This window comes from Mesorhizobium sp. M0159 (assembly GCF_040322295.1).
In the GTDB taxonomy this organism is placed as follows: Bacteria; Pseudomonadota; Alphaproteobacteria; order Rhizobiales; family Rhizobiaceae; genus Mesorhizobium.
Genome location: NZ_JAMYTF010000011.1, coordinates 54,264 through 72,968 on the forward strand (window position 1 = coordinate 54,264; position 18,705 = coordinate 72,968).

The following is an 18,705-nucleotide window of genomic DNA, read 5'->3' on the forward strand; positions in this document are numbered from 1 at the left end:
TGGTGAAAGCGTCTCCAAAGCCATCCGTTGTTTCAAGGGTTTCTTAGCTCTCTTTTGCTATTCACCTGAGGGAAACCTGCGGACGCCCCATGAACGAAATCGACCCAGCGCGCCGTTTTTCGCTAGACGCGGTGCGCAAATTCGACGCCCCTGCCGAGAACAATACGGCCGGCGGCATGAACGATGTTGCCCGCCAGGTCGCCTCGCAATACCGGCGCGATACGATGTCGCCGATCATGGTGAGCGGCGTCCTGCGCATGGTGGAATTCGCGCTGCTGTTGGTGTCAGGTCTTGCCGTCTATTTCTATTATGTCGGCTTTTTCAACTATCTTGCCTGGCAATACTCACTGACGATCGCCGCCACTTCGTTCCTCGCGGTCGTTCTGTTCGACGTCACCGACCGCTACCAGATCGTCGCGCTGATGCGGCCGATCGCCAATTTCGGTCGTCTCCTGCTGGTCTGGGCCGGAACATTCGCCTTGATGGCGCTCACCGCCTTCACCATGAAAATGTCGGAAGACTATTCGCGCCTGCTCTTCGGCACATGGTTCGTCGTCGGTTTCGTGTTGATCCTGGGTCTCCGCCTGGTGATGTCGAAGCTGATCCGGCGCTGGGCGCGCGACGGGCGGATGGAGCGCCGCGCCGTCATCGTCGGCGGCGGCAAGGCGGCGGAGGTATTGATCCGCTCGGTAGAAAGGCAGCCCTACAACGACATCCGCATCTGCGGCATCTTCGACGACCGCGGCGACAAGCGGTCGCCGCCGGTTGTCGCCGGTTATCCCAAGCTCGGTACAATTTCCGAACTCATCGAATTTGCCCGCATCGCGCGCATCGACATGCTGATCGTATCGCTGCCGCTGACCGCCGAATCGCGCGTGCTGCAGTTATTGAAGAAGCTGTGGGTGCTGCCGGTCGACATCCGGCTATCGGCGCATTCGAACGCGCTGCAGTTCAGGCCGCGCGCCTATTCCTACATCGGCTCGGTGCCGATGCTCGATATCTTCGACAAGCCGATCAACGACTGGGATTCGGTCGCCAAGCGCGCCTTCGACATTGTCTTTTCGATCATCGGCATCATCGTGTTCTCGCCGGTGATGCTGGCGACCGCAATCGCGATCAAACTCGACAGCAAGGGGCCGGTGCTGTTCCATCAGAAGCGGCACGGCTTCAACAACGAGATCATCGACGTCTACAAGTTCCGTTCGATGTATACCGACAAGGCGGACCCGACGGCGAAGCAGACCGTGACCAAGAACGATCCGCGCGTCACCCGCGTCGGCCGCTTCATCCGCAAGACCTCGATCGACGAACTGCCGCAGTTCTTCAATTCGCTGTTCGGTTCGCTGTCGCTGGTCGGGCCGCGCCCGCACGCCATTGCCGCGCAGTCGCACAACCTCCTCTACAATGAAGTGGTCGACGGCTATTTCGCCCGCCACAAGGTCAAACCCGGTGTGACCGGCTGGGCGCAGATCAATGGCTGGCGCGGCGAGATGGACACCAACGAGAAGATTCGCATGCGGACGGAATACGACCTCTATTACATCGAGAACTGGTCGCTCTTGTTCGACCTCAGAATCCTGTTCCTGACGCCGATCCGCCTGCTCAATACGGAAAACGCGTATTGATCGCGACGGCCTATGAATTGCCGGCTACGGCGGTCAACGCCAAGCTGATCGCACTGATTGCGTCGGGGGCGGTTTTCCTCGGCGTTTTCCTGTCCGGTTTCGTCATTGCCGAGCCCGCGCCGTACGATCTCTACATGATCGGGCTGATCGTGGTGTGGCCCTTGTTCGGCATGCGTATACAGCGCGCGGCGGTGCCACTTCTGGTGCTGCTGGTTATCATGAACATCGGCGGCATGATCTCGATGACGCAGATGTCGGACCTCGCCGGCACGCCGCTCTATCTCGCCGTCTCGCTGTTCCTGGCCTTAACCGCGGTTTTCTTCGCTTCGGTAACGGCCGTCCGGCCCAGTCTCTACCGGGTGATCTTCGTCGCCTATGTGGTGTCGGCGGTGCTGACGTCGCTGGTCGGCATAGCCGGCTATTTCCATGCCTTTCCGGGAGCCGAGATCTTCACCAAATACGACCGCGCCGCCGGCGCCTTCCAGGACCCGAACGTGTTCGGGCCTTTCCTGGTGCTGCCCGGCATCTACCTGCTCTACCTGCTGCTTACCGGCTCGGTCGCGCGCATGCCGCTATTGGCGGTGCCGTTGCTGATAATCACCGCCGGCATCTTCTTTTCCTTTTCGCGCGGCGCCTGGGGTATGTTCGCCGTTTCGGCGATCCTGCTGACCGGTGCCTTGTTCCTGCAGAGCGCCAGCGGCAAGTTCAAGCTGCGCGTCGTCGTCATGACCATCGCCGCCGTCGGACTGCTGGTCATCGCAATGATCGTCATCCTGCAGCTGCCAGGCGTCGCCGAGATGTTCTCGAACCGCGCACAGCTCGAACAAAGCTACGACACCGCCCGGCTCGGCCGCTTCGCCCGCTATACGATCGGCTTTCAGATGGCACTGGAGCATCCGTTCGGCATCGGCCCGCTCGTCTTCGGCAAGATGTTCGGCGAGGACACGCACGACATCTGGCTGAAGATGCTGATGGATTACGGCTGGCTCGGCTTCGTGTCGTTCCTGACGCTGACGTGCTGGACGATCGCCGCCGGCTTCCGCATTCTGCTGCGCGACCGGCCGTGGCAGCCTTATCTTCTATGCGCCTACGTCGCCTTCATCGGCAATATCGGGCTCGGCACCTTCATCGACATCGACCACTGGCGCCATGTCTACCTGCTGCTTGGCTTGATCTGGGGTGCCATCGCGCTCGAATACCGCCACCAGTGGCAGCTGCGGGCGGCGCAGCGACCGGCAATCCCCGTCGCGGTTGCTTCAGGCAGGACAGCAACCGAATTCGGTTGACCGGACCCGGTCTATCACGATACATCGCGACCGGTCCGGAGTGTAGCGCAGCCCGGTAGCGCACTTGACTGGGGGTCAAGGGGTCGTCGGTTCGAATCCGGCCACTCCGACCATTAAAATCCAAAGGCTTAGCCAGTTTTCCCCCAAACTGGCTGTACAGACAATAGCCGCACTGCAGCCAGCGCAACATACGCAGGCGCGTGATCTCATCGAGGAATCGATCACGCATCACTCGTGCGCGAGGCACGGAGGCTGGCGTCTAGCCAGAAGCCCACCGAGAAACCGCGCGGTAATGGCTAGGTAAGCTTTGCTGCGTACGCCAACCTTTATCGTGAGCCCGTATTCCAGCTTCAATAAGAAAAGGTCCCGCCGCACATGCCAGAACGGCGGGACTCGATCAGGCGCCTTGCATCAGGCAGGGGTGACTCGGGGGTTGGGCATGCCCGGTGCGCGCGGATCGTAGTGAACCCTAGGCGCATCAGCTGCAATGCGTCCACCAACCGTCGGTTGGAAAGAACTAATTCAATCCCGACGGCTGGCCTGGCCTGAACAGGCGCGCGCTCAAGGCTCAGTTTCTTCCCGGGGAGGAGCTTTTTGGTCAGGACAATCAGGATAGGGCAATTCTTCACACGGAGAGGGCCTGTCGCCAACGCTGCCATAATGTTCCGCGAGTTTTGCGAAACCGTAGGCGAAGACGAAAAGAAGCGCGAGGACAACCGCTATTCGGACGGCCATACCGTATTGTAGCAGGATCCTCCCATTGGAGCGCGCGGCGTTTTGGTACGTTTGAATGTTGAGTTCGAAAAAGGTTGGCTCTAGTTGAATTGCCGTCGTCCGCAGTTGTAAGGGCGAGCGGACGCTTCGAAGATGCCACGCGCTTTCGCCCTTTCCGGGAGAGATGCAATGTCGCTTCAAGGGGTTGCCTGTCGTGCCGATCTGACCATGTTGACCAAGGCACTTGATGCCCGATGCCGTGAACTAGGCCTCGCTGATGGAGATCCAGGCAGAGAACTGCTCGGCCGCAGGGTGATGGATTTATTTGAAAGTGGTCAGCTCAGCGCCGAAGATTTGAGACTGGCTCTGAGCGGCGAGATCTTTAACGCCAAAAATCCTCCGGCCGGAGCCAGTGGGCTTTGATACGGCAAGCGGCTATCCGCGCAACCATTTGAATTACTGGCCCAGCGTCGGCTTCCGTGTGCGCAAGAGCGCGTGTGAACAAATGTGATTTTGCGGTCGGTGCCAGACGGGCTAACTTTACCCATCGAACGAAAGAGGAGAATGATCATGAAGACATTCCTCGCAATAGCCGCGGCACTGACCATGTCCATATCAGCTGCCTCTGCGGATTGCCCCGCGCATTCCAAGGTCCAGGCATCGGTCGACACGCAGACGAAGACAGCAAGCGTCGAGAAGGCCGATATGTCGACTGTCACGGACGCTCAGACGATCAAGAAAGAAGAGCCACAGAAGACCGAGTAGCGGTAACGCTCAGCGGATCCCACGACCCGGATAAATGGCTACTGGCACACATCCACCCACTCGGCGTCGACGAGTTCGGCCAGGCGTTGCGGGCTGAGCCGCACGGCGGCATTCGTCGCGCCTGCCGCCGGGACGACCTCGTCAAAGGCGCGCAGCGAGATGTCGCAGTAGACCGGGAGCGGCGCCGGTAGGCCGAACGGGCACACCCCACCGACGGGATGATCGGTCGCGGCGAGCACCTGCTCGGCGTCCAGCATTCGCGCCTTGCCACCAAACCGGTCCTTGAATTTGCGATTGTCCAGCCTGGAGATCCCGCTGGCCACGATCAGCATCGTCTGGTCGCCGGCGCGCAAGCAGATCGTCTTGGCAATCTGCGCCGGCGCTACGCCATGCGCTTCGGCGGCCAGAGGCACCGTCGCCGAGCTTGCCTCCGTGACGATGACATCAATTTCGGGCGCGTGTGCGGCGAAAAAGGCGCGAACGGATTCGAGGCTCATCTCCGGCAATTTCCGTCTGGCGTCGCCGTGGCGGCCGGCAAGTCCACTACGTGGCCGAAAAAACGAAGCCCGCCAGGGCGACCCATGGCGAGCTCGTGGAATAAAAGCATGACACGTCGCTACGACACGGATCGCCTTTTGGCAGGCAACACGGCTTCGTCAAACAGAGCGCTTTCCGGAAGTTGAAGCGCGGAGGCAATACGCCGACGTTTCGAGGGATCGGCATCCTTGCCGCTTTCAATGTCGGCAATCTCATAGGCTGCCAGCCCGCACGCCAGGGACAGCTCTTCGATGCTGTATCCACGGGCTTCCCGGGCGGTTCGGACGGCACTGCGTTCAGGCGTAACCGCGCTCGCCGCCAGTTCGGAGTAAGGTTCGCGTTTTGCTATTTGGGGCATTGGCAACTCCGTGGGATGAAAGAGTTAGATCAAATCATGTTGTTGCCTGAGACGATCGGGAGAATGCCCGCTCGCCGGTGATTTGCCAAGCATCAAAGATAGCGTCACGGCATCGTGAACCGACGCCGGAATGGATGGCGGATGCCGGCGCGCCGACATCTGGCCGGATCGTCAGCAGACACAGTTCGGAAACAAAATTCTACAGGCCGGAAAAACTGCCGAAAAACTCCAAGCCGATAGTCCCAACCGCAGCGCTCGAGTCACCGACCTGAATCAGTGACGCTCAAATTCCGCCTGCGCAAAAAGGAAACGATGTCATGAAGAAGACTCTTCTCTCCGCCCTTGGACTTGCAATCGCACTTGCCCTCTCGATGCCGATCATCGGCGCAAGCAGCGCGAATGCAACGACGATGCACACCACCGTCAAGAAGCATCACCGCCATCACTACCATCACCGCGTCCACCACTACCGCCACCATCACAAGAAGGTCGTCGCGAAGAAGTACTGAAAACACCCTCGGGCGAACAACCCGCAATCAGGCGTTCTGGTGCTTGATCAAGGGCGGCGCGCTTGCCGGGCTTTCCGTGTCGGCGAAAAATGGCGGCGGTCCGCTGACCACCGCCATTTGCTTATCTCAACGTGCCGATCTTGAACGCGCTCGCGGTGCTTGTTGCTGCCGGCCGCCGAGGAACAGACTGGCGACGAGCCCGACCAGAACCAGCCCGACAGCGGCCGCCGTCGCCGGGTGATCTCGGGCGGTCTTCTCGATCGCCCGGCCTTGCCTTCTGATTGCCGGCAAGGCGTCGCCGAGGCGCTCAGTGATATCCGAATAATAATCCGACGCGGTATCGCGCCCGTCTTCGTAAAAGGCGCCGCCCCGCTTTAACACGGCTTTCTTCAAGGTGGCCAGTTCCCTGGTCAGGGCCGCGACCTGTTTGTCCAGATCGGTGTCGGAGATGCTCGAAAGCGATGCCATGACGTGCTTCCTTCATCTGTAGAAGGAAGCCTAACGCATGACCCTGAAGACCGTTCCGGTCAGCCCGGCGGGCTCTAGCGAACCTGATCGAGCAGGCGCTTGCATTCCAGGAGGTCGAACAGCGCCTCCTGCAGCAATGCGCGATTGTCACGGGAAAGTTTTGACGTGTCCGGCGGAACCGGACCTTCCTCGTCGGTCTTGCCTATACCGAAAAAACGACGGCTGGGTTTCACCCTCGGCTGGCCAACCAGCATTTCGTCGTCCGGGCCGCGCGGCTGCGCCGCTTGCGTCAGCGGTACCGTGTCGGCCTGTCGGCGCTGCGAGATCGCCTCGACCGCCGCCATGTCGCCACTGCCGACGGCGATCAGAAACTGGTTGCCGTTCTCGCGCAACAGCTTCTGCACGCCCTTGATCGTATAGCCCTGGTCGTAGAGCATATGACGAATACCCTTGATCAGTTCTACGTCCTGCGGACGGTAGTAGCGGCGGCCGCCGCCGCGCTTCATCGGCTTGATCTGGTTGAAACGCGTCTCCCAGAAGCGCAGCACGTGCTGCGGCAAATCCAGATCCTCCGCGACCTCGCTGATGGTGCGGAAAGCATCAGGGCTCTTGTCCATGGGCGAATCCTCACGCTAGAGCATGATCGCGAAAGGCGGGAACCGGGTTCGGGCGACATCACGCTTAACAAGGAGAGCAGCTTTCCGTCCCGCCGGAACGGATCACACCCAAATACCGATCCGGCCTACCGAATCGCATCTTATTTCAGCGGTTTATGAAACAATATTCAAGCCCGGCGCAAAAGCAGGGTTCGCTTTTCAACCGAAGCCTGGAGCAGGATTCTCGGCAAAGGGGGATTGGGCGGCTACTTGCTGCCCTTGGCTTTGCTGTTTTGATGGGAGCGCAGGATACGGTTCTTCAGCACGTTCGACGACTTGAAGGTCATCACCCGGCGCGGCAGGATCGGCACTTCCTCACCGGTCTTGGGATTGCGCCCGATGCGCTCGTTTTTGGAGCGCACGTGGAAGGTCGCGAAGGACGACAGCTTCACCGTCTCGCCGCGAACGATCGCCTCGCAGATCTCATTCAGCACCGCCTCGACAAGCTCGGCCGATTCAGTACGCGACAGCCCAACCTTGCGGTAAACGGCTTCGGCGAGGTCGGCGCGCGTAAGTGTCTTTCCCCCCATACGAACCGTCCCATCAGCTCAAAAACATAAATCGATACAAGCAACGGCAGAACCTAAGTAATTGATCCGTCAAGGTCAAGGGACCCGAACCCGATAGTTCGGCACTTACCAGCGGAGCAGGACGGCACCCCAGGTGAAGCCGCCGCCCATCGCCTCGAGCAGTACCAGGTCACCCTTTTTGATGCGACCGTCGGCGACGGCTGCGGACAGTGCCAGCGGCACGGAAGCCGCCGAGGTATTACCGTGCAAATCGACGGTCACCACCACCTTCCGCTCCTCTATCCCGAGCTTTTTGGCCGAAGCGTCAATAATTCGTTTATTGGCTTGATGGGGCACGAACCAGTCGAGATCGGCGGCGCCGATGCCGGCCTGTGCGAACGTCGCCTCGATGACGTCGGTGATCATGCCGACCGCATGCTTGAACACTTCGCGGCCTTCCATCCTGAGGTGCCCGACCGTTCCGGTGGTCGACGGCCCACCGTCGACGAAAAGCTTGTCCTTGTGGATGCCGTCGGAGCGCAGGCTGGCCGCCAGAACGCCTCGGTCGGCGATGCCGCCTGCCCCCGTGCCTGCTTCCAGCACCATCGCGCCGGCGCCGTCGCCGAACAAAACGCAGGTCGAGCGGTCGTTCCAGTCGAGAATACGCGAAAATGTTTCCGAGCCGATCACCAGTACCCGTCTGGCCAAGCCGCCGCGGATATAGAGGTCGGCGGTCGTCACTGCATAGACGAAGCCGGAGCAGACCGCCTGCAGGTCGAAGGCAAAACCGTGGTGCATGCCGAGCCGGTTCTGGATCTCGACCGCGGTCGCGGGAAAGGTGTTGTTGGGCGTCGAGGTCGCCAGCACGATCAGGTCGATGTCGTCAGCCGTCAGGCCGGCGCTGTCGAGGGCTGCGCGCGCTGCCGCCTCGCCCAGCGAGGCCGTCGTCTCGTCGTCGGCCGCAATGTGGCGCTGGCGAATGCCGGTGCGCTGGACGATCCACTCGTCCGACGTCTCGACCATGCCTTCGAAATCGGCATTCTTCATAATGCGGCGGGGCAGCGCGGCGCCCGTGCCGCGCACGACTGATCTGATCAATGCTCTTTCCTATTCCTTTGCGTCGATGACGACGTCGGATTTCCGGATTGTCTGGGCATTCGGATTGCGGGCATGGAACAGGTCGAGATCGGCTTCGATGCGGTCAAGCAGATTATTGCGCACCATGTCGTAGCCAAGCTCGATCGCCGCCGCAAAGCCATCCGAATCAGCCCCGCCATGGCTTTTCACCACGATGCCGTTCAATCCGAGGAAGACGCCGCCATTGGAGCGGCCGACATCCATCTTCTCGCGCAGGCGATCGAAGGCGGTCTTGGCGAAGATATAGCCGATCCTGGCCATCAGCGTCCGGTTCATCGCCGCGCGTAGATAGCCGGCGATCTGCCTGACGGTGCCTTCCGCCGTCTTCAGCGCGATGTTGCCGGCAAATCCTTCGGTAACGACGACGTCGACACTGCCCTTGCCGATGTCGTCACCCTCGACAAAGCCATGGTAGTTCATCGAGGCCATGTTGGCCTCGCGCAACATACGACCCGCCTCCTTGACCTCTTCCTGGCCCTTGATCTCTTCGACGCCGACATTGAGCAGTCCGACGCTCGGCCGTTCGATGCCGAAAACCGAGCGCGCCATGCCGGTGCCCAGAATGGCAAAATCAACCAGTTGATGCGCATCCGCGCCAATGGTGGCGCCGACGTCCAGCACCACGCTCTCACCGCGCAATGTCGGCCAGAGCGCCGCGATTGCCGGGCGATCGATGGTCGCCATGGTGCGAAGGCAGAATCTGGACATTGCCATCAGCGCGCCGGTATTGCCGGCCGAGATACAGGCGTCGGCAGTGCCTGCCTTGACCGCCTCGACGGCCTTCCACATCGATGACTTCCAGCGGCCATGGCGCAGCGCCTGGCTCGGCTTGTCGTCCATCCGCACTGCGATCTCGCAGTGCACGAACTCGCTCACTTCCGCCAGCTTGGGGAATTTGGCGAGTTCGGGCCGTACCACTTCTTCGCGCCCATAAATGACGAAGCGTATATCCGGACGGCGGGTGGCGACAGTCATGAGCGCCGGGATGACCACGCTTGGCCCGTGATCGCCGCCCATGGCATCGATGGAAATCCTGATCACGCGGTGTTCATCTCACGGTTGCTTGGCCAGCGGGCTTGCCAAGGTGCGGGGCTCGCGAAGGTTCGGCGAAAATAACGGTTTTGGGCTGCCGCACAACCAACTTTTCTCAAATTGGGTCAGCTATCAGGATTTTCCCAACAGTGATCTGAGCTTTTGCTGGAATTCATTCTCCACAGGCTCGGCATCGCCGGCGGCCTCCAGCGATACACCCGGCTTGCGCGGATATGGATCGATCGCCAAGCCAAAGAACTGCTCGGCAAGCGCCCCGACGTCGATCGCATCGCCGGAAAAGGTTTCCGGGCTGTCCGGGCCTTCGGCGTCGAGCAGGATCTCACCGCCGCCGTCGAAACCTTGCCGCCCGAGCTTGGATTGCTCCGGCAGGAACAGCGCTTCGACCGGCTCATCGATATGCGCCTCGACCGGGTCGAGAGTGACGATGCAGGCCTGCGTTATATCGGCCTCGACATGGCCGCTGACTTTCACCCCGTTGCGCTTCCAGGGCTCGACCAGGAGTTCGGCGCGATAGTTCTCGACCGAAAGCAGCTCGTGCTCGACGGCCAGCAGGGCGCGCTGCCCAGCGTCGGCATCGATGACCACCGGCAGCCCCTTTTGCGGCAGCCGGGCGACATTTGCCAGGAATGACACTGGGCTGTGGGTATCAGGGTGTTTCATCTTCGCCTCCACTTCGCCGCCTTCATCGGCCTGCCGTCGCTCAAGCGTTGGCCACGGGAAATGCCACCGTTCCGGAAACGATCGATTCGGTCGGCTGTTCCGCGAGTTGCCTTGATGCATCGGCGGCATAGAGTGCCAATTGCGACGCTTGCGGCCAGGCGCCGGCATCCGGCCTGACATTGCGGGCAAGGGCGGCGGCGAGTTCATCATGGTCATTTCGTTGCAGCGCATCATCATAGGCGGCGGTACGGCCATAGAACATCTTCGCCAGTTTCCGCATTCGCTTCGGCACGCCGACGTCGCCAATGCCCAATTCACGCAACGAATGTTCGACATCCATGAAGAACTCGTCGATCAGCACCTGCGCAACCTCTGCCGCAGCACCGCCCTCGCCGCGCAACCGGTGCTGGAACAGGAACATGTGCAACGACAGCATCTCGAAGCGGCCGAGCGGCGTGTCCGGCACGTCCCAGGCGGAATAAAACACCGTTTGCCGCGCCGCCGCCACGATTTGTGCGTAAAGCGCCTCGGTGATGGCGCGGTTGGCATGTCGTTCGTGGCCAAAGAGGCGCTGGAACATTTGAGGGTGGTCTCCCGGGACCGTTTGTTGAAGTGGCCTTGTTGCATCGGCAAGCAAGCTGGTTTACCGGTTTTGCGGCCCAGCGCAAGTTGCGGCCAGCTTATGGAGTTGTAGTTGCGCGCGCTGAAATTCAAGTCGACTTTCCTGCCCAGGCCCGGCGGTGCGGTTTCGCTGCTGGTGATCGCTGCGGCGCTTTCCGCCTGCAATTCGTCCAAGATGATCGGCGATCTCAATCCGAGCGAGACGCTGACGCAAGGCTACGTCATCGACCAGCAGGCGATCGACCTGGTGCCGGTCGGCTCAAGCCGCGAACAGGTGCTGCTGGCGCTCGGCACTCCCTCGACGAAGGCGACCTTCGATAACGAGGCCTTTTATTACATTTCTCAGACGCGCAAGCGCTATGTCGCCTTCGACAAGCCGCGGCTGGTCGACCAACATGTGCTGGCGGTCTATTTTGGCGATGACGGGCGCGTCACCCAGATCGCCAATTACGGCTTGAAGGAGGGCAAGGTGTTCGACTTCATCTCGCGCACCACGCCGACCGGCGGCAAGGACCAGAACTTCCTCAGCCAGATCATCAGTGGCGCCAGCAAACTGGCGCCTGGTGTTCCCGGCGCCAGCGGCGGCAGCACGCTCGGCGGCACCTGATCCACCCGAGGGTGTCGGCTTCCTTCCGTTCCTTTCGCTTCCCTGTAAGCGGCATATCTCAGGCAATGAAAAACCCGCGGGAGCGATCCCGCGGGTTTTTGTCTTAAGGCCATAGCGACCGAGCTTAGCCGTGCGCGAGAACGGCCAGCAACAGCAGCGCGACGATGTTGGTGATCTTGATCGCCGGGTTGACCGCTGGGCCGGCAGTATCCTTGTAGGGATCGCCGACCGTGTCGCCGGTCACCGAAGCCTTGTGCGCTTCGGAGCCCTTGAGGTGCTTGAGGCCGTCCTTGTCGACGAAACCATCTTCGAACGATTTCTTGGCGTTGTCCCAGGCGCCGCCGCCGGAAGTCATCGAGATGGCAACGAACAGGCCGTTGACGATGACGCCGAGCAGCGAGGCGCCGAGCGCGGCAAAGGCGGATGCCTTCGAACCGGAGATCAGGAGGACGCCGAAATAGACCACCAGCGGCGCCAGCACCGGCAGCAATGACGGAACGATCATCTCCCGGATCGCTGCCTTGGTCAGAAGGTCGACGGCGCGCGCATAGTTCGGCTTCGAGGTGCCGGCCATGATGCCCGGATCCTCGCGGAACTGCTTGCGCACCTCCTGGACGATAGCACCCGCGGCGCGGCCGACGGCGGTCATGGCGATGCCGCCGAACAGATACGGGATCAGGCCACCGAAGATCAGGCCGGCGACGACGTAAGGATTGGAGAGGTCGAAGGAGACGTCGCCCATGCCCTGGAAGTACGGGTATTTGTCGCCATTGGCGGCAAAGAACTTCAGGTCGTTAGAGTAGGCCGCGAACAGCACCAGCGCGCCGAGGCCGGCCGAACCGATGGCGTAGCCCTTGGTTACCGCCTTGGTGGTGTTGCCGACAGCGTCGAGCGCGTCTGTGGACTGGCGCACTTCCTTGGGCAGGCCGGCCATTTCGGCAATGCCGCCGGCATTGTCGGTGACCGGGCCGAAGGCATCGAGCGCGACGATCATGCCGGCGAGGCCAAGCATCGTCGTCACCGCGATCGCTGTGCCGTAGAGGCCGGCGAGCTGGTATGTCGAGATGATGCCGCCGACGATGACGATCGCCGGCAACGCCGTCGCTTCCAGCGAGACCGCGAGGCCCTGGATGACGTTGGTGCCGTGACCGGTGACCGAGGCCTGGGCGATGGAGTTCACCGGACGCTTGTTGGTGCCGGTATAATATTCGGTGATCACCACGATGAGCCCGGTCACCACAAGGCCGACCAGGCCGCAGATGAACAGGTTGGTGCCGGTGATGGCCATGCCGGCGACGGTGCCGATCTCACCCCAGCCGACGCATGCCGAAGTGGCGACGGCAAGGCCGACGACTGACAGCAGGCCGGTGACGATCAGGCCCTTGTAGAGCGCGCCCATGATCGAGCCGCTGGAACCGAGCTTGACGAAGAAGGTGCCGACGATCGAGGTGAGAATGCAGGCCCCGCAGATGGCCAGCGGATAGAGCATGGCCGCGCCGAGCACGGCGGTGCCACCGAAGAAGATGGCGGCAAGGACCATGGTGGCGACCACGGTCACCGCATAGGTCTCGAACAGGTCGGCGGCCATGCCGGCGCAATCGCCGACATTGTCGCCGACATTGTCGGCAATGGTGGCCGGATTGCGTGGATCGTCCTCGGGAATGCCGGCTTCAACCTTGCCGACGAGATCGCCGCCGACGTCGGCGCCCTTGGTGAAGATGCCGCCGCCGAGACGGGCGAAGATCGAGATCAGCGAGGCGCCGAAGCCGAGCGAAACAAGCGAGTCGATGACGACGCGATCGTCGGGCTGCAGACCCATGAACTGGGTCAGGATCAGGTAGTAGATCGAGACGCCGAGCAGGGCCAGGCCAGCAACCAGCATGCCAGTGATGGCGCCCGACTTGAAGGCGATCTCGAGGCCGGCAGCGAGGCTGTTGGAAGCCGCCTGCGCGGTGCGCACATTGGCGCGCACCGAGACGTGCATGCCGATGAAGCCAGCGGCGCCCGATAGAACGGCGCCGATCAGGAAGCCGATGGCGGCGGTGATCGAAAGCAGCCACCAGGCGAGCAGCAGGACCACGACGCCGACGATGGCGATAGTGGTGTACTGGCGCGCCAGATAGGCCTGCGCGCCTTCGCGGATGGCCGCGGAAATTTCCTGCATGCGTGCATTGCCCTGATCGGCCGCGAGGACCGAACGTGTCGCCCAGATGGCGTAAAGGACTGAAAGCAGACCGCAGGCGATGACAGCTGAAAGTATGGTCATTGCCGAATTTTCCTCGATTGGTGGCCCAAAAGAACCCCTCCCCGGGCCGTTGAGACAGGGGACGAATTTTCCGCAACCGGAATCCGTCCCTTCGCAGCGGCTTATGCGAAACAGGGCTCGGAACGTCAAGATATTGTTCCGTTCCTGTCCGGCTTTCGCCCAAAAGATCCCGGGTTTCGTCCAAAAGGCTGGACGGCAGTGTGCGCCTGTCGACAGTGCCATCCGGTTAGATCGGTTGAAATCGACGAACGGCGGTCAGGCTTTACGCGGGTCGCCGTCCGGCTGGACGACGAAGACCAGCACCACCAGCATGGTCATGTAGAATTTGAACGCCGCCTCCTGAACATTCCAAATCGAAGACTGCCACATGGCGAACCACTCGCCGCCAACGACCGTCAAGCCGAAATACCAAACGAGGAAGCCCATTGTGGCGGCAATGATGGCGAACTTCTTGGCATCGTTGAAAGCCTGTCCGCTGGCGTTGCGCGCCTGCCAGAGTTGCCAGGCGGTAAAGCAGGCAGGTCAGCGCCTCGCCAATGATGATCAGCCAGTAGCCAGCCGTCCACAGCGACGGGTTGGTGATCGAGCGGTACATCAGTGCATTGCCGGGAAAGGTCGTGTCCATGCTCAGCACATGCTGGACAAAGGCGAAGTTTGAGCCGTAATCGGTGATGTTGCCGAAGGCGACGAGGCAGGCGAAAGCCGCCAGACACAAACACATGACGATCTTGGAGAAACGCGCGGTCATGGCAAGAACTCCTGCTGAAAGATCGGGGCATCACACTCATCAATCGCCGAGTCCCGAAGATCGCGCAACGGGTGGGCCAGTGATCATCGTGCTCACAGCCATTGCGAGACATTATGCCGGCAAGCAAGACATTGCCGAGACTGTCGAAGCCCTCGATCTCGACAGTGATTGCGCGGTGGGCGACTTGGTCTCTGTGGTTAGAGCCGACACACAGCACGATTTCGCCATCATCCGCCGCCGCTGGATCACCGGCGAGACGGGCACAACGCTGGAACTGACGCTCGATCATCCGACGCGGTCGACCGGCCACTGAAAAAAGAGCGAACTTCGCCCCGAGACGCTACTCGGGCTCGCGTCCCATGCGCCGGGCGGTATAGCGCTCGACCGCCGACAGCCCGTCATAGATCAGCACGGCAAGGGCGGCGACGATCAGGCCACCCTGCAGGATGAAGGCGAGGTTGTTCGACAGCAGGCCTGCGATGATCACCTCGCCCAGTGTCCTCGCCGCTACCGTCGAGCCGATGGTCGCGGTGGCAAGGCTGATCACCACCGACAGCCGGATACCACCGAGAATGATCGGCGCGCTGAGCGGCAGCTCGACCTTGACCAGTCTTTGCCAGCCGGTCATGCCGGCGCCACGCGCCGCCTCGACTACGTTGGCCGGCAGCGTCGTCAGGCCGGTCAGCGCATTCTCAAAGATCGGCAGCAGTCCGTAGAGAAACAGCGCAATCAGCGTCGGCTTTTCGCCGAAGCCGACGGCCGGCACGGCAAGCGCCAGCACCGCCACCGGCGGAAACGTTTGGCCGATATTGACCAGGCTGCGCGACAGCGGCAGGAATTCGGCGCCGGCTGGCCTGGTGACCAGAATGGCGAGCGCGACCGCAACGATCGTCGCGGCAACCGTCGCGATCAGCACGGTCCGCAGATGCAGCAGCGTCAACGTCAAAAGGCTGCCCTGATTGTAGATTACCGGCGCGTTGTTCTCTGTCAGCGGCTTCAGCAGCGGTTCGAACCAGCCGGGATTGGTGACGAAGGCAATAAGCACTACCACCAAGGCCAGCCTGAGCAGCGACGGAAGCCAGGCTTTCATGCCGGCCTCGCCGCACGCTTAACCAGCCCGTCCACAGTGACGCGGCCAAGCGATTTGCCGTCAGAATCTTTCACCGGAAGTGCCGGGCGGCCCGACCACAGGAGTTCGGCCAACGCGTCGCGTTGGCTGGCGTCACCGGGGATCGCCTCGCCTTCGGCCGTGCCTTTTTCCACCGCGTCGCGCACCCGGCCAAGCGACAACAGCCGGAACGGTTTTTCACTGGCGCCAACCAGGGTCTCGACAAACGCGCTGGCCGGTTTCGCCAGTATCTCGGCCGGCGCGGCATATTGCACTACTTTGCCGCCATCCATCACCGCGATCTTGTCGCCCATGTGAACGGCCTCTTCCATGTCATGGGTGACGAGGATGATGGTGGTGCCGAAGCGTTTCTGGATCGCCAGCAGATCCTCCTGCGCCTTGTTGCGGATGATCGGGTCGAGCGCGCCGAACGGCTCATCCATCAACAGCACGTTGGGTTCCGCGGCAAGCGCCCGGGCGACGCCGACGCGCTGCTGCTGGCCGCCGGAAAGCTCATGCGGATAGCGTGGCCCGTAGGCTTGCGGGTCGAGCTGGTATAGCGTCATCAGCTCGTCGACGCGGGCCTTGATGCGGTTGGCGCCCCAGCCGAGCAATACCGGCACAGTGGCGATGTTCTGCGCCACCGTGCGATGCGGAAACAGGCCGTGGCCCTGGATGGCATAGCCGATGCTGCGACGCAGCTCATAATCCGGGACCGAGCGGTTATCGACGCCGTCGAGCTTGATCACGCCCGATGTCGGCTCGACCAGCCGGTTGATCATGCGAAGCAGCGTCGTCTTGCCGGAGCCGGAGGTGCCGACGATGACGGCGATGCTGCGCGGCTCGATTACTATCGACACGTCGTCGACGACTGTCGTCTCGCCGTAGCGCTTGGTAATGCCTTCGATCTCGATCATGCCGTTTCAACCCTGCGCTTGCTGGCGCTCATTTCGATCACTGCATCGAGGATGATGGCAGCGGCGAAGGCCAGCACCACCGTGGGAACAGCACCGAGCAGCACCAGGTCCATCGCCGTCTGGCCGACCCCCTGGAATACGAACACGCCAAAGCCGCCGCCGCCGATCAACGCGGCAATCGTGGCGAGGCCGATATTCTGCACCAGCACGATGCGGATGCCGGTGAGGATCACCGGGAAAGCCAGCGGAAACTCGACGCCGAACAGCCGCTGGCGATCGGTCATGCCCATGCCCCGCGCTGCGTCGTTGGCGGCACGCGGCACACCGGCGAGGCCGACCACGGTGTTGGCCACCACCGGCAGCAGCGAATAGAGGAACAAAGCGACGAAAGCCGGCGCCGTGCCGATGCCGCGAATGCCGAGCGCGGCAGCACCCGGCACATGCGAAGCGACCCAGCCGAGCGGTGCGATCAAGAGGCCGAACAGCGCGATCGAAGGAATGGTCTGGATGATATTCAGCACGTTGAGCACGCCGGCCCGCAATTTCTCGACGCGATGGCAGAGGATGCCGAGCGGCAGGCCGATGATCACCGCTGCCGCCAGCGAACCCAGCGCCAGCGTCACATGCTTGGAGCCTTCCGCCCAAAAACTATCGGAGCGATTGAAATATTCCTTGAGGATCGACAGGCTGTTCCAGCTTCCCGAGACGAGCAGCAGGCCGATCGCCGCGGCGGCGACAACAAGCACGCCGATCCGTGCCTGCGGCGACAGGTTCAGCCGCGTAAGCACGTCGGCGAGCAGAAGCGTGAAGGCGAAGATAAGCAGCCAAAAGCCCGAAGCCGGCGAGATACGGGCGAAGGTGTTGCCGGCAGGTGTCAGGAAACTGCCGGCGACGCCGATCAGCAGCGCCAGCGCTGCAAGCGCAACCACACTGGCGGCGAGGCGCAGAACAAGCGGCGTTTTCAGCAGCGCAATGAGCGCCGCTGCGACAACAATCGCCATCAACAGCGGACCGACCGTCGCAGGCACAGATTCGAGGATCGAGCGCGCCTCGCCGGGTACAATGCGATTGGCGCGGAAGGTGGCGAATGGTGCCGCAAAAGCCGCATAGGCTGATATCGCCGCGATGACCACGCCGAGCTTGTCGAACCGGATGCGCACGCCCTCCCCCATCGGCCGATCCGGCGCACCTCGAAAGCGGCGCGCCGGAATCGCCTTACTTGAGGAAGCCGTTCTTTTTCAAAAAGTCCTCGGCGACGCCCTTGACCGGTTCGCCGCCGACCTGCACTCGGCCGTTCAACTCCTGCAGCGTGACAAGGTCGAGCTTGGCGAACACCGGCTTCAGCAGTGTCTCGATCTCGGGATGCTCCTTCAGCACCGCCTCGCGGATGATCGGCGCCGGCTGGTAGACCGGCTGCACACCCTTGTCGTCTTCAAGCACGACGAGGCCGGAGGGCGCGATGCCGCCGTCGGTGCCGTAGACCATGGCGGCGTTGGCGCCGTTGGTCTGGTTGGCCGCAGCGGCAATGGTCGCCGCCGTGTCGCCGCCCGACAGCGTGATCAACTGGTCCGGCTTTAGCGTGAAGCCATAGGTCTTCTGGAAAGCGGGCAGCGCGGCCGCCGAATTGACGAACTCGGCGGAGGCCGCCAGCACCACCTTGCCGGCGCCCGAGACATATTTGCCGAAGTCGGAAAGGGTGACGAGCTTATTGGTATCGGCGACCTCCTTGCGCAGGGCGATCGCCCAGGTGTTGTTGGCCGGTGACGGTGACAGCCAGACGATCTTGTTGGAGTCGTAGTCGAGCTTCTTGGCAGTCTCATAGGCCTTGGCGGCGTCTTTCCACACCGGATCGTCGGCCTTCTCGAAGAAGAAGGCGGCGTTGCCGGTGTATTCCGGATAGATGTCGATCTCGCCGGCTGTAATCGCCTTGCGTACCACGGGCGTGCCGCCGAGCTGGACACGGTCGGTAGTCTGGATATTATTGGCGTTCAGCACCAGCTGGATGATATTGCCGAGCACACCGCCCTCGGTGTCGATCTTCGACGACACCACCACCTGGGCACTCGCCGAGGCCAACGCAATTCCGAGCGCCAGTACAGCGCCGGCCAGAATCTTGATTGAAAACATCTCACAAATCCCTTGCTGTGAACCGGAATACGGC

21 protein-coding genes, 1 tRNA gene and 1 pseudogene are annotated in these 18,705 nt (G+C 61.8%); 8 read left to right on the forward strand and 15 right to left on the reverse strand.

Annotated elements, in window-relative coordinates:
- The first annotated feature begins 89 nt into the window (after positions 1-89).
- The 5 genes from NKJ32_RS14015 (at position 90) to NKJ32_RS14035 (ending at position 4,390) form a co-directional block, all read left to right on the forward strand.
- Complete coding sequence (locus NKJ32_RS14015; protein WP_352471993.1) at positions 90-1,625, forward strand: undecaprenyl-phosphate glucose phosphotransferase; 1,536 nt, start codon at positions 90-92, stop codon at positions 1,623-1,625.
- Positions 1,622-2,911 carry an O-antigen ligase family protein gene (locus NKJ32_RS14020; RefSeq protein WP_352827873.1) on the forward strand — a complete coding sequence of 430 codons (1,290 nt, stop codon included), beginning with the start codon at positions 1,622-1,624 and terminating at the stop codon, positions 2,909-2,911. Before NKJ32_RS14015 ends, NKJ32_RS14020 begins: the two co-directional genes overlap by 4 nt.
- A gap of 36 nt (positions 2,912-2,947) precedes the next feature.
- Positions 2,948-3,024 (forward strand) — tRNA-Pro (locus NKJ32_RS14025).
- Positions 3,025-3,814: 790 nt separating this feature from the next.
- Positions 3,815-4,048 carry a hypothetical protein gene (locus NKJ32_RS14030; protein WP_352786414.1) on the forward strand — a complete coding sequence of 78 codons (234 nt, stop codon included), beginning with the start codon at positions 3,815-3,817 and terminating at the stop codon, positions 4,046-4,048.
- Positions 4,049-4,195: 147 nt separating this feature from the next.
- Positions 4,196-4,390, forward strand: a complete 195-nt coding sequence (locus tag NKJ32_RS14035) for a hypothetical protein (protein WP_023674517.1) — start codon at positions 4,196-4,198, stop codon at positions 4,388-4,390.
- A 38-nt stretch (positions 4,391-4,428) separates the two neighbouring features.
- On the opposite strand, the gene NKJ32_RS14040 is transcribed toward NKJ32_RS14035, so the two are convergent.
- Both NKJ32_RS14040 and NKJ32_RS14045 read right to left on the reverse strand, forming a co-directional pair.
- Entirely contained in the window at positions 4,429-4,887 is a 459-nt protein-coding gene (locus NKJ32_RS14040; protein ID WP_352456594.1) for a YbaK/EbsC family protein, read from the reverse strand.
- Positions 4,888-5,006: 119 nt separating this feature from the next.
- The gene (locus NKJ32_RS14045; RefSeq protein WP_023674515.1) at positions 5,007-5,285 is read right to left on the reverse strand and encodes a helix-turn-helix domain-containing protein; all 279 of its coding nucleotides are present in this window, start codon (positions 5,283-5,285) and stop codon (positions 5,007-5,009) included.
- Between the two features lie 317 nt (positions 5,286-5,602).
- On the opposite strand from NKJ32_RS14045, the gene NKJ32_RS14050 reads away from it, so the two are divergent.
- On the forward strand, positions 5,603-5,794 hold the full coding sequence (locus tag NKJ32_RS14050; RefSeq protein WP_352590567.1) for a hypothetical protein: 192 nt from the start codon (positions 5,603-5,605) through the stop codon (positions 5,792-5,794).
- Between the two features lie 126 nt (positions 5,795-5,920).
- Here the strand turns inward: NKJ32_RS14050 and NKJ32_RS14055 are convergent, their stop codons facing one another.
- The 7 genes from NKJ32_RS14055 to NKJ32_RS14085 form a co-directional block, all read right to left on the reverse strand.
- Complete coding sequence (locus NKJ32_RS14055; RefSeq protein WP_023674512.1) at positions 5,921-6,262, reverse strand: hypothetical protein; 342 nt, start codon at positions 6,260-6,262, stop codon at positions 5,921-5,923.
- Positions 6,263-6,336: 74 nt separating this feature from the next.
- Positions 6,337-6,879 carry a MerR family transcriptional regulator gene (locus NKJ32_RS14060; protein WP_023674511.1) on the reverse strand — a complete coding sequence of 181 codons (543 nt, stop codon included), beginning with the start codon at positions 6,877-6,879 and terminating at the stop codon, positions 6,337-6,339.
- Between the two features lie 245 nt (positions 6,880-7,124).
- Entirely contained in the window at positions 7,125-7,448 is a 324-nt protein-coding gene (locus NKJ32_RS14065) for an integration host factor subunit alpha (RefSeq protein WP_023717292.1), read from the reverse strand.
- Between the two features lie 105 nt (positions 7,449-7,553).
- On the reverse strand, positions 7,554-8,525 hold the full coding sequence (locus tag NKJ32_RS14070) for a beta-ketoacyl-ACP synthase III (protein ID WP_023674509.1): 972 nt from the start codon (positions 8,523-8,525) through the stop codon (positions 7,554-7,556).
- Between the two features lie 9 nt (positions 8,526-8,534).
- Positions 8,535-9,605, reverse strand: a complete 1,071-nt coding sequence (plsX, locus tag NKJ32_RS14075) for a phosphate acyltransferase PlsX (protein WP_352472001.1) — start codon at positions 9,603-9,605, stop codon at positions 8,535-8,537.
- A 123-nt stretch (positions 9,606-9,728) separates the two neighbouring features.
- Positions 9,729-10,277 carry a YceD family protein gene (locus NKJ32_RS14080; protein WP_352456592.1) on the reverse strand — a complete coding sequence of 183 codons (549 nt, stop codon included), beginning with the start codon at positions 10,275-10,277 and terminating at the stop codon, positions 9,729-9,731.
- 40 nt (positions 10,278-10,317) lie between these two features.
- A complete protein-coding gene (locus NKJ32_RS14085) occupies positions 10,318-10,857 on the reverse strand; it encodes a ubiquinol-cytochrome C chaperone family protein (protein ID WP_352590561.1) in 540 nt (179 codons plus the stop codon).
- 114 nt (positions 10,858-10,971) lie between these two features.
- Between NKJ32_RS14085 and NKJ32_RS14090 the strand changes: the two genes are divergently transcribed.
- Complete coding sequence (locus NKJ32_RS14090; RefSeq protein ID WP_352590558.1) at positions 10,972-11,505, forward strand: outer membrane protein assembly factor BamE; 534 nt, start codon at positions 10,972-10,974, stop codon at positions 11,503-11,505.
- Positions 11,506-11,629: 124 nt separating this feature from the next.
- Here NKJ32_RS14090 and NKJ32_RS14095 read toward each other — a convergent pair whose 3' ends face one another.
- Both NKJ32_RS14095 and NKJ32_RS14100 read right to left on the reverse strand, forming a co-directional pair.
- Complete coding sequence (locus NKJ32_RS14095) at positions 11,630-13,771, reverse strand: sodium-translocating pyrophosphatase (RefSeq protein ID WP_352590555.1); 2,142 nt, start codon at positions 13,769-13,771, stop codon at positions 11,630-11,632.
- A 255-nt stretch (positions 13,772-14,026) separates the two neighbouring features.
- Positions 14,027-14,519, reverse strand: a pseudogene (locus tag NKJ32_RS14100) (DUF2165 family protein).
- Positions 14,520-14,598: 79 nt separating this feature from the next.
- On the opposite strand from NKJ32_RS14100, the gene NKJ32_RS14105 reads away from it, so the two are divergent.
- The gene (locus NKJ32_RS14105) at positions 14,599-14,832 is read left to right on the forward strand and encodes a hypothetical protein (RefSeq protein WP_023674502.1); all 234 of its coding nucleotides are present in this window, start codon (positions 14,599-14,601) and stop codon (positions 14,830-14,832) included.
- Positions 14,833-14,859: 27 nt separating this feature from the next.
- On the opposite strand, the gene NKJ32_RS14110 is transcribed toward NKJ32_RS14105, so the two are convergent.
- The 4 genes from NKJ32_RS14110 to osmF are packed head-to-tail and all read right to left on the reverse strand — an operon-like array spanning position 14,860 to position 18,671.
- Positions 14,860-15,609 carry an ABC transporter permease gene (locus NKJ32_RS14110; protein ID WP_352746346.1) on the reverse strand — a complete coding sequence of 250 codons (750 nt, stop codon included), beginning with the start codon at positions 15,607-15,609 and terminating at the stop codon, positions 14,860-14,862.
- Positions 15,606-16,544, reverse strand: coding sequence for an ABC transporter ATP-binding protein (locus NKJ32_RS14115; RefSeq protein ID WP_023674500.1), 939 nt, complete (start codon positions 16,542-16,544; stop codon positions 15,606-15,608). Before NKJ32_RS14115 ends, NKJ32_RS14110 begins: the two co-directional genes overlap by 4 nt.
- Positions 16,541-17,716: an ABC transporter permease gene (locus NKJ32_RS14120; protein ID WP_352590549.1), complete on the reverse strand. Its 1,176-nt coding sequence runs from the start codon at positions 17,714-17,716 to the stop codon at positions 16,541-16,543. The genes NKJ32_RS14115 and NKJ32_RS14120 overlap by 4 nt, the downstream gene beginning before the upstream one ends.
- A 43-nt stretch (positions 17,717-17,759) precedes the next feature.
- Complete coding sequence (osmF, locus tag NKJ32_RS14125) at positions 17,760-18,671, reverse strand: glycine betaine ABC transporter substrate-binding protein OsmF (protein ID WP_352827876.1); 912 nt, start codon at positions 18,669-18,671, stop codon at positions 17,760-17,762.
- Positions 18,672-18,705 lie beyond the last annotated feature (34 nt).

Coding starts and splice junctions, on each gene's coding strand:
- NKJ32_RS14055 (WP_023674512.1), bottom strand. CDS start 6,262: ATGGCATCGCTTTCGAGCATCTCCGACACCGATCTGGACAAACAGGTC.
- NKJ32_RS14080 (WP_352456592.1), bottom strand. CDS start 10,277: ATGAAACACCCTGATACCCACAGCCCAGTGTCATTCCTGGCAAATGTC.
- NKJ32_RS14060 (WP_023674511.1), bottom strand. CDS start 6,879: ATGGACAAGAGCCCTGATGCTTTCCGCACCATCAGCGAGGTCGCGGAG.
- NKJ32_RS14035 (WP_023674517.1), top strand. CDS start 4,196: ATGAAGACATTCCTCGCAATAGCCGCGGCACTGACCATGTCCATATCA.
- NKJ32_RS14120 (WP_352590549.1), bottom strand. CDS start 17,716: ATGGGGGAGGGCGTGCGCATCCGGTTCGACAAGCTCGGCGTGGTCATC.
- NKJ32_RS14030 (WP_352786414.1), top strand. CDS start 3,815: ATGTCGCTTCAAGGGGTTGCCTGTCGTGCCGATCTGACCATGTTGACC.
- NKJ32_RS14015 (WP_352471993.1), top strand. CDS start 90: ATGAACGAAATCGACCCAGCGCGCCGTTTTTCGCTAGACGCGGTGCGC.
- NKJ32_RS14085 (WP_352590561.1), bottom strand. CDS start 10,857: ATGTTCCAGCGCCTCTTTGGCCACGAACGACATGCCAACCGCGCCATC.
- NKJ32_RS14095 (WP_352590555.1), bottom strand. CDS start 13,771: ATGACCATACTTTCAGCTGTCATCGCCTGCGGTCTGCTTTCAGTCCTT.
- NKJ32_RS14110 (WP_352746346.1), bottom strand. CDS start 15,609: ATGAAAGCCTGGCTTCCGTCGCTGCTCAGGCTGGCCTTGGTGGTAGTG.
- NKJ32_RS14045 (WP_023674515.1), bottom strand. CDS start 5,285: ATGCCCCAAATAGCAAAACGCGAACCTTACTCCGAACTGGCGGCGAGC.
- NKJ32_RS14065 (WP_023717292.1), bottom strand. CDS start 7,448: ATGGGGGGAAAGACACTTACGCGCGCCGACCTCGCCGAAGCCGTTTAC.
- NKJ32_RS14040 (WP_352456594.1), bottom strand. CDS start 4,887: ATGAGCCTCGAATCCGTTCGCGCCTTTTTCGCCGCACACGCGCCCGAA.
- NKJ32_RS14115 (WP_023674500.1), bottom strand. CDS start 16,544: ATGATCGAGATCGAAGGCATTACCAAGCGCTACGGCGAGACGACAGTC.
- osmF (WP_352827876.1), bottom strand. CDS start 18,671: ATGTTTTCAATCAAGATTCTGGCCGGCGCTGTACTGGCGCTCGGAATT.
- NKJ32_RS14050 (WP_352590567.1), top strand. CDS start 5,603: ATGAAGAAGACTCTTCTCTCCGCCCTTGGACTTGCAATCGCACTTGCC.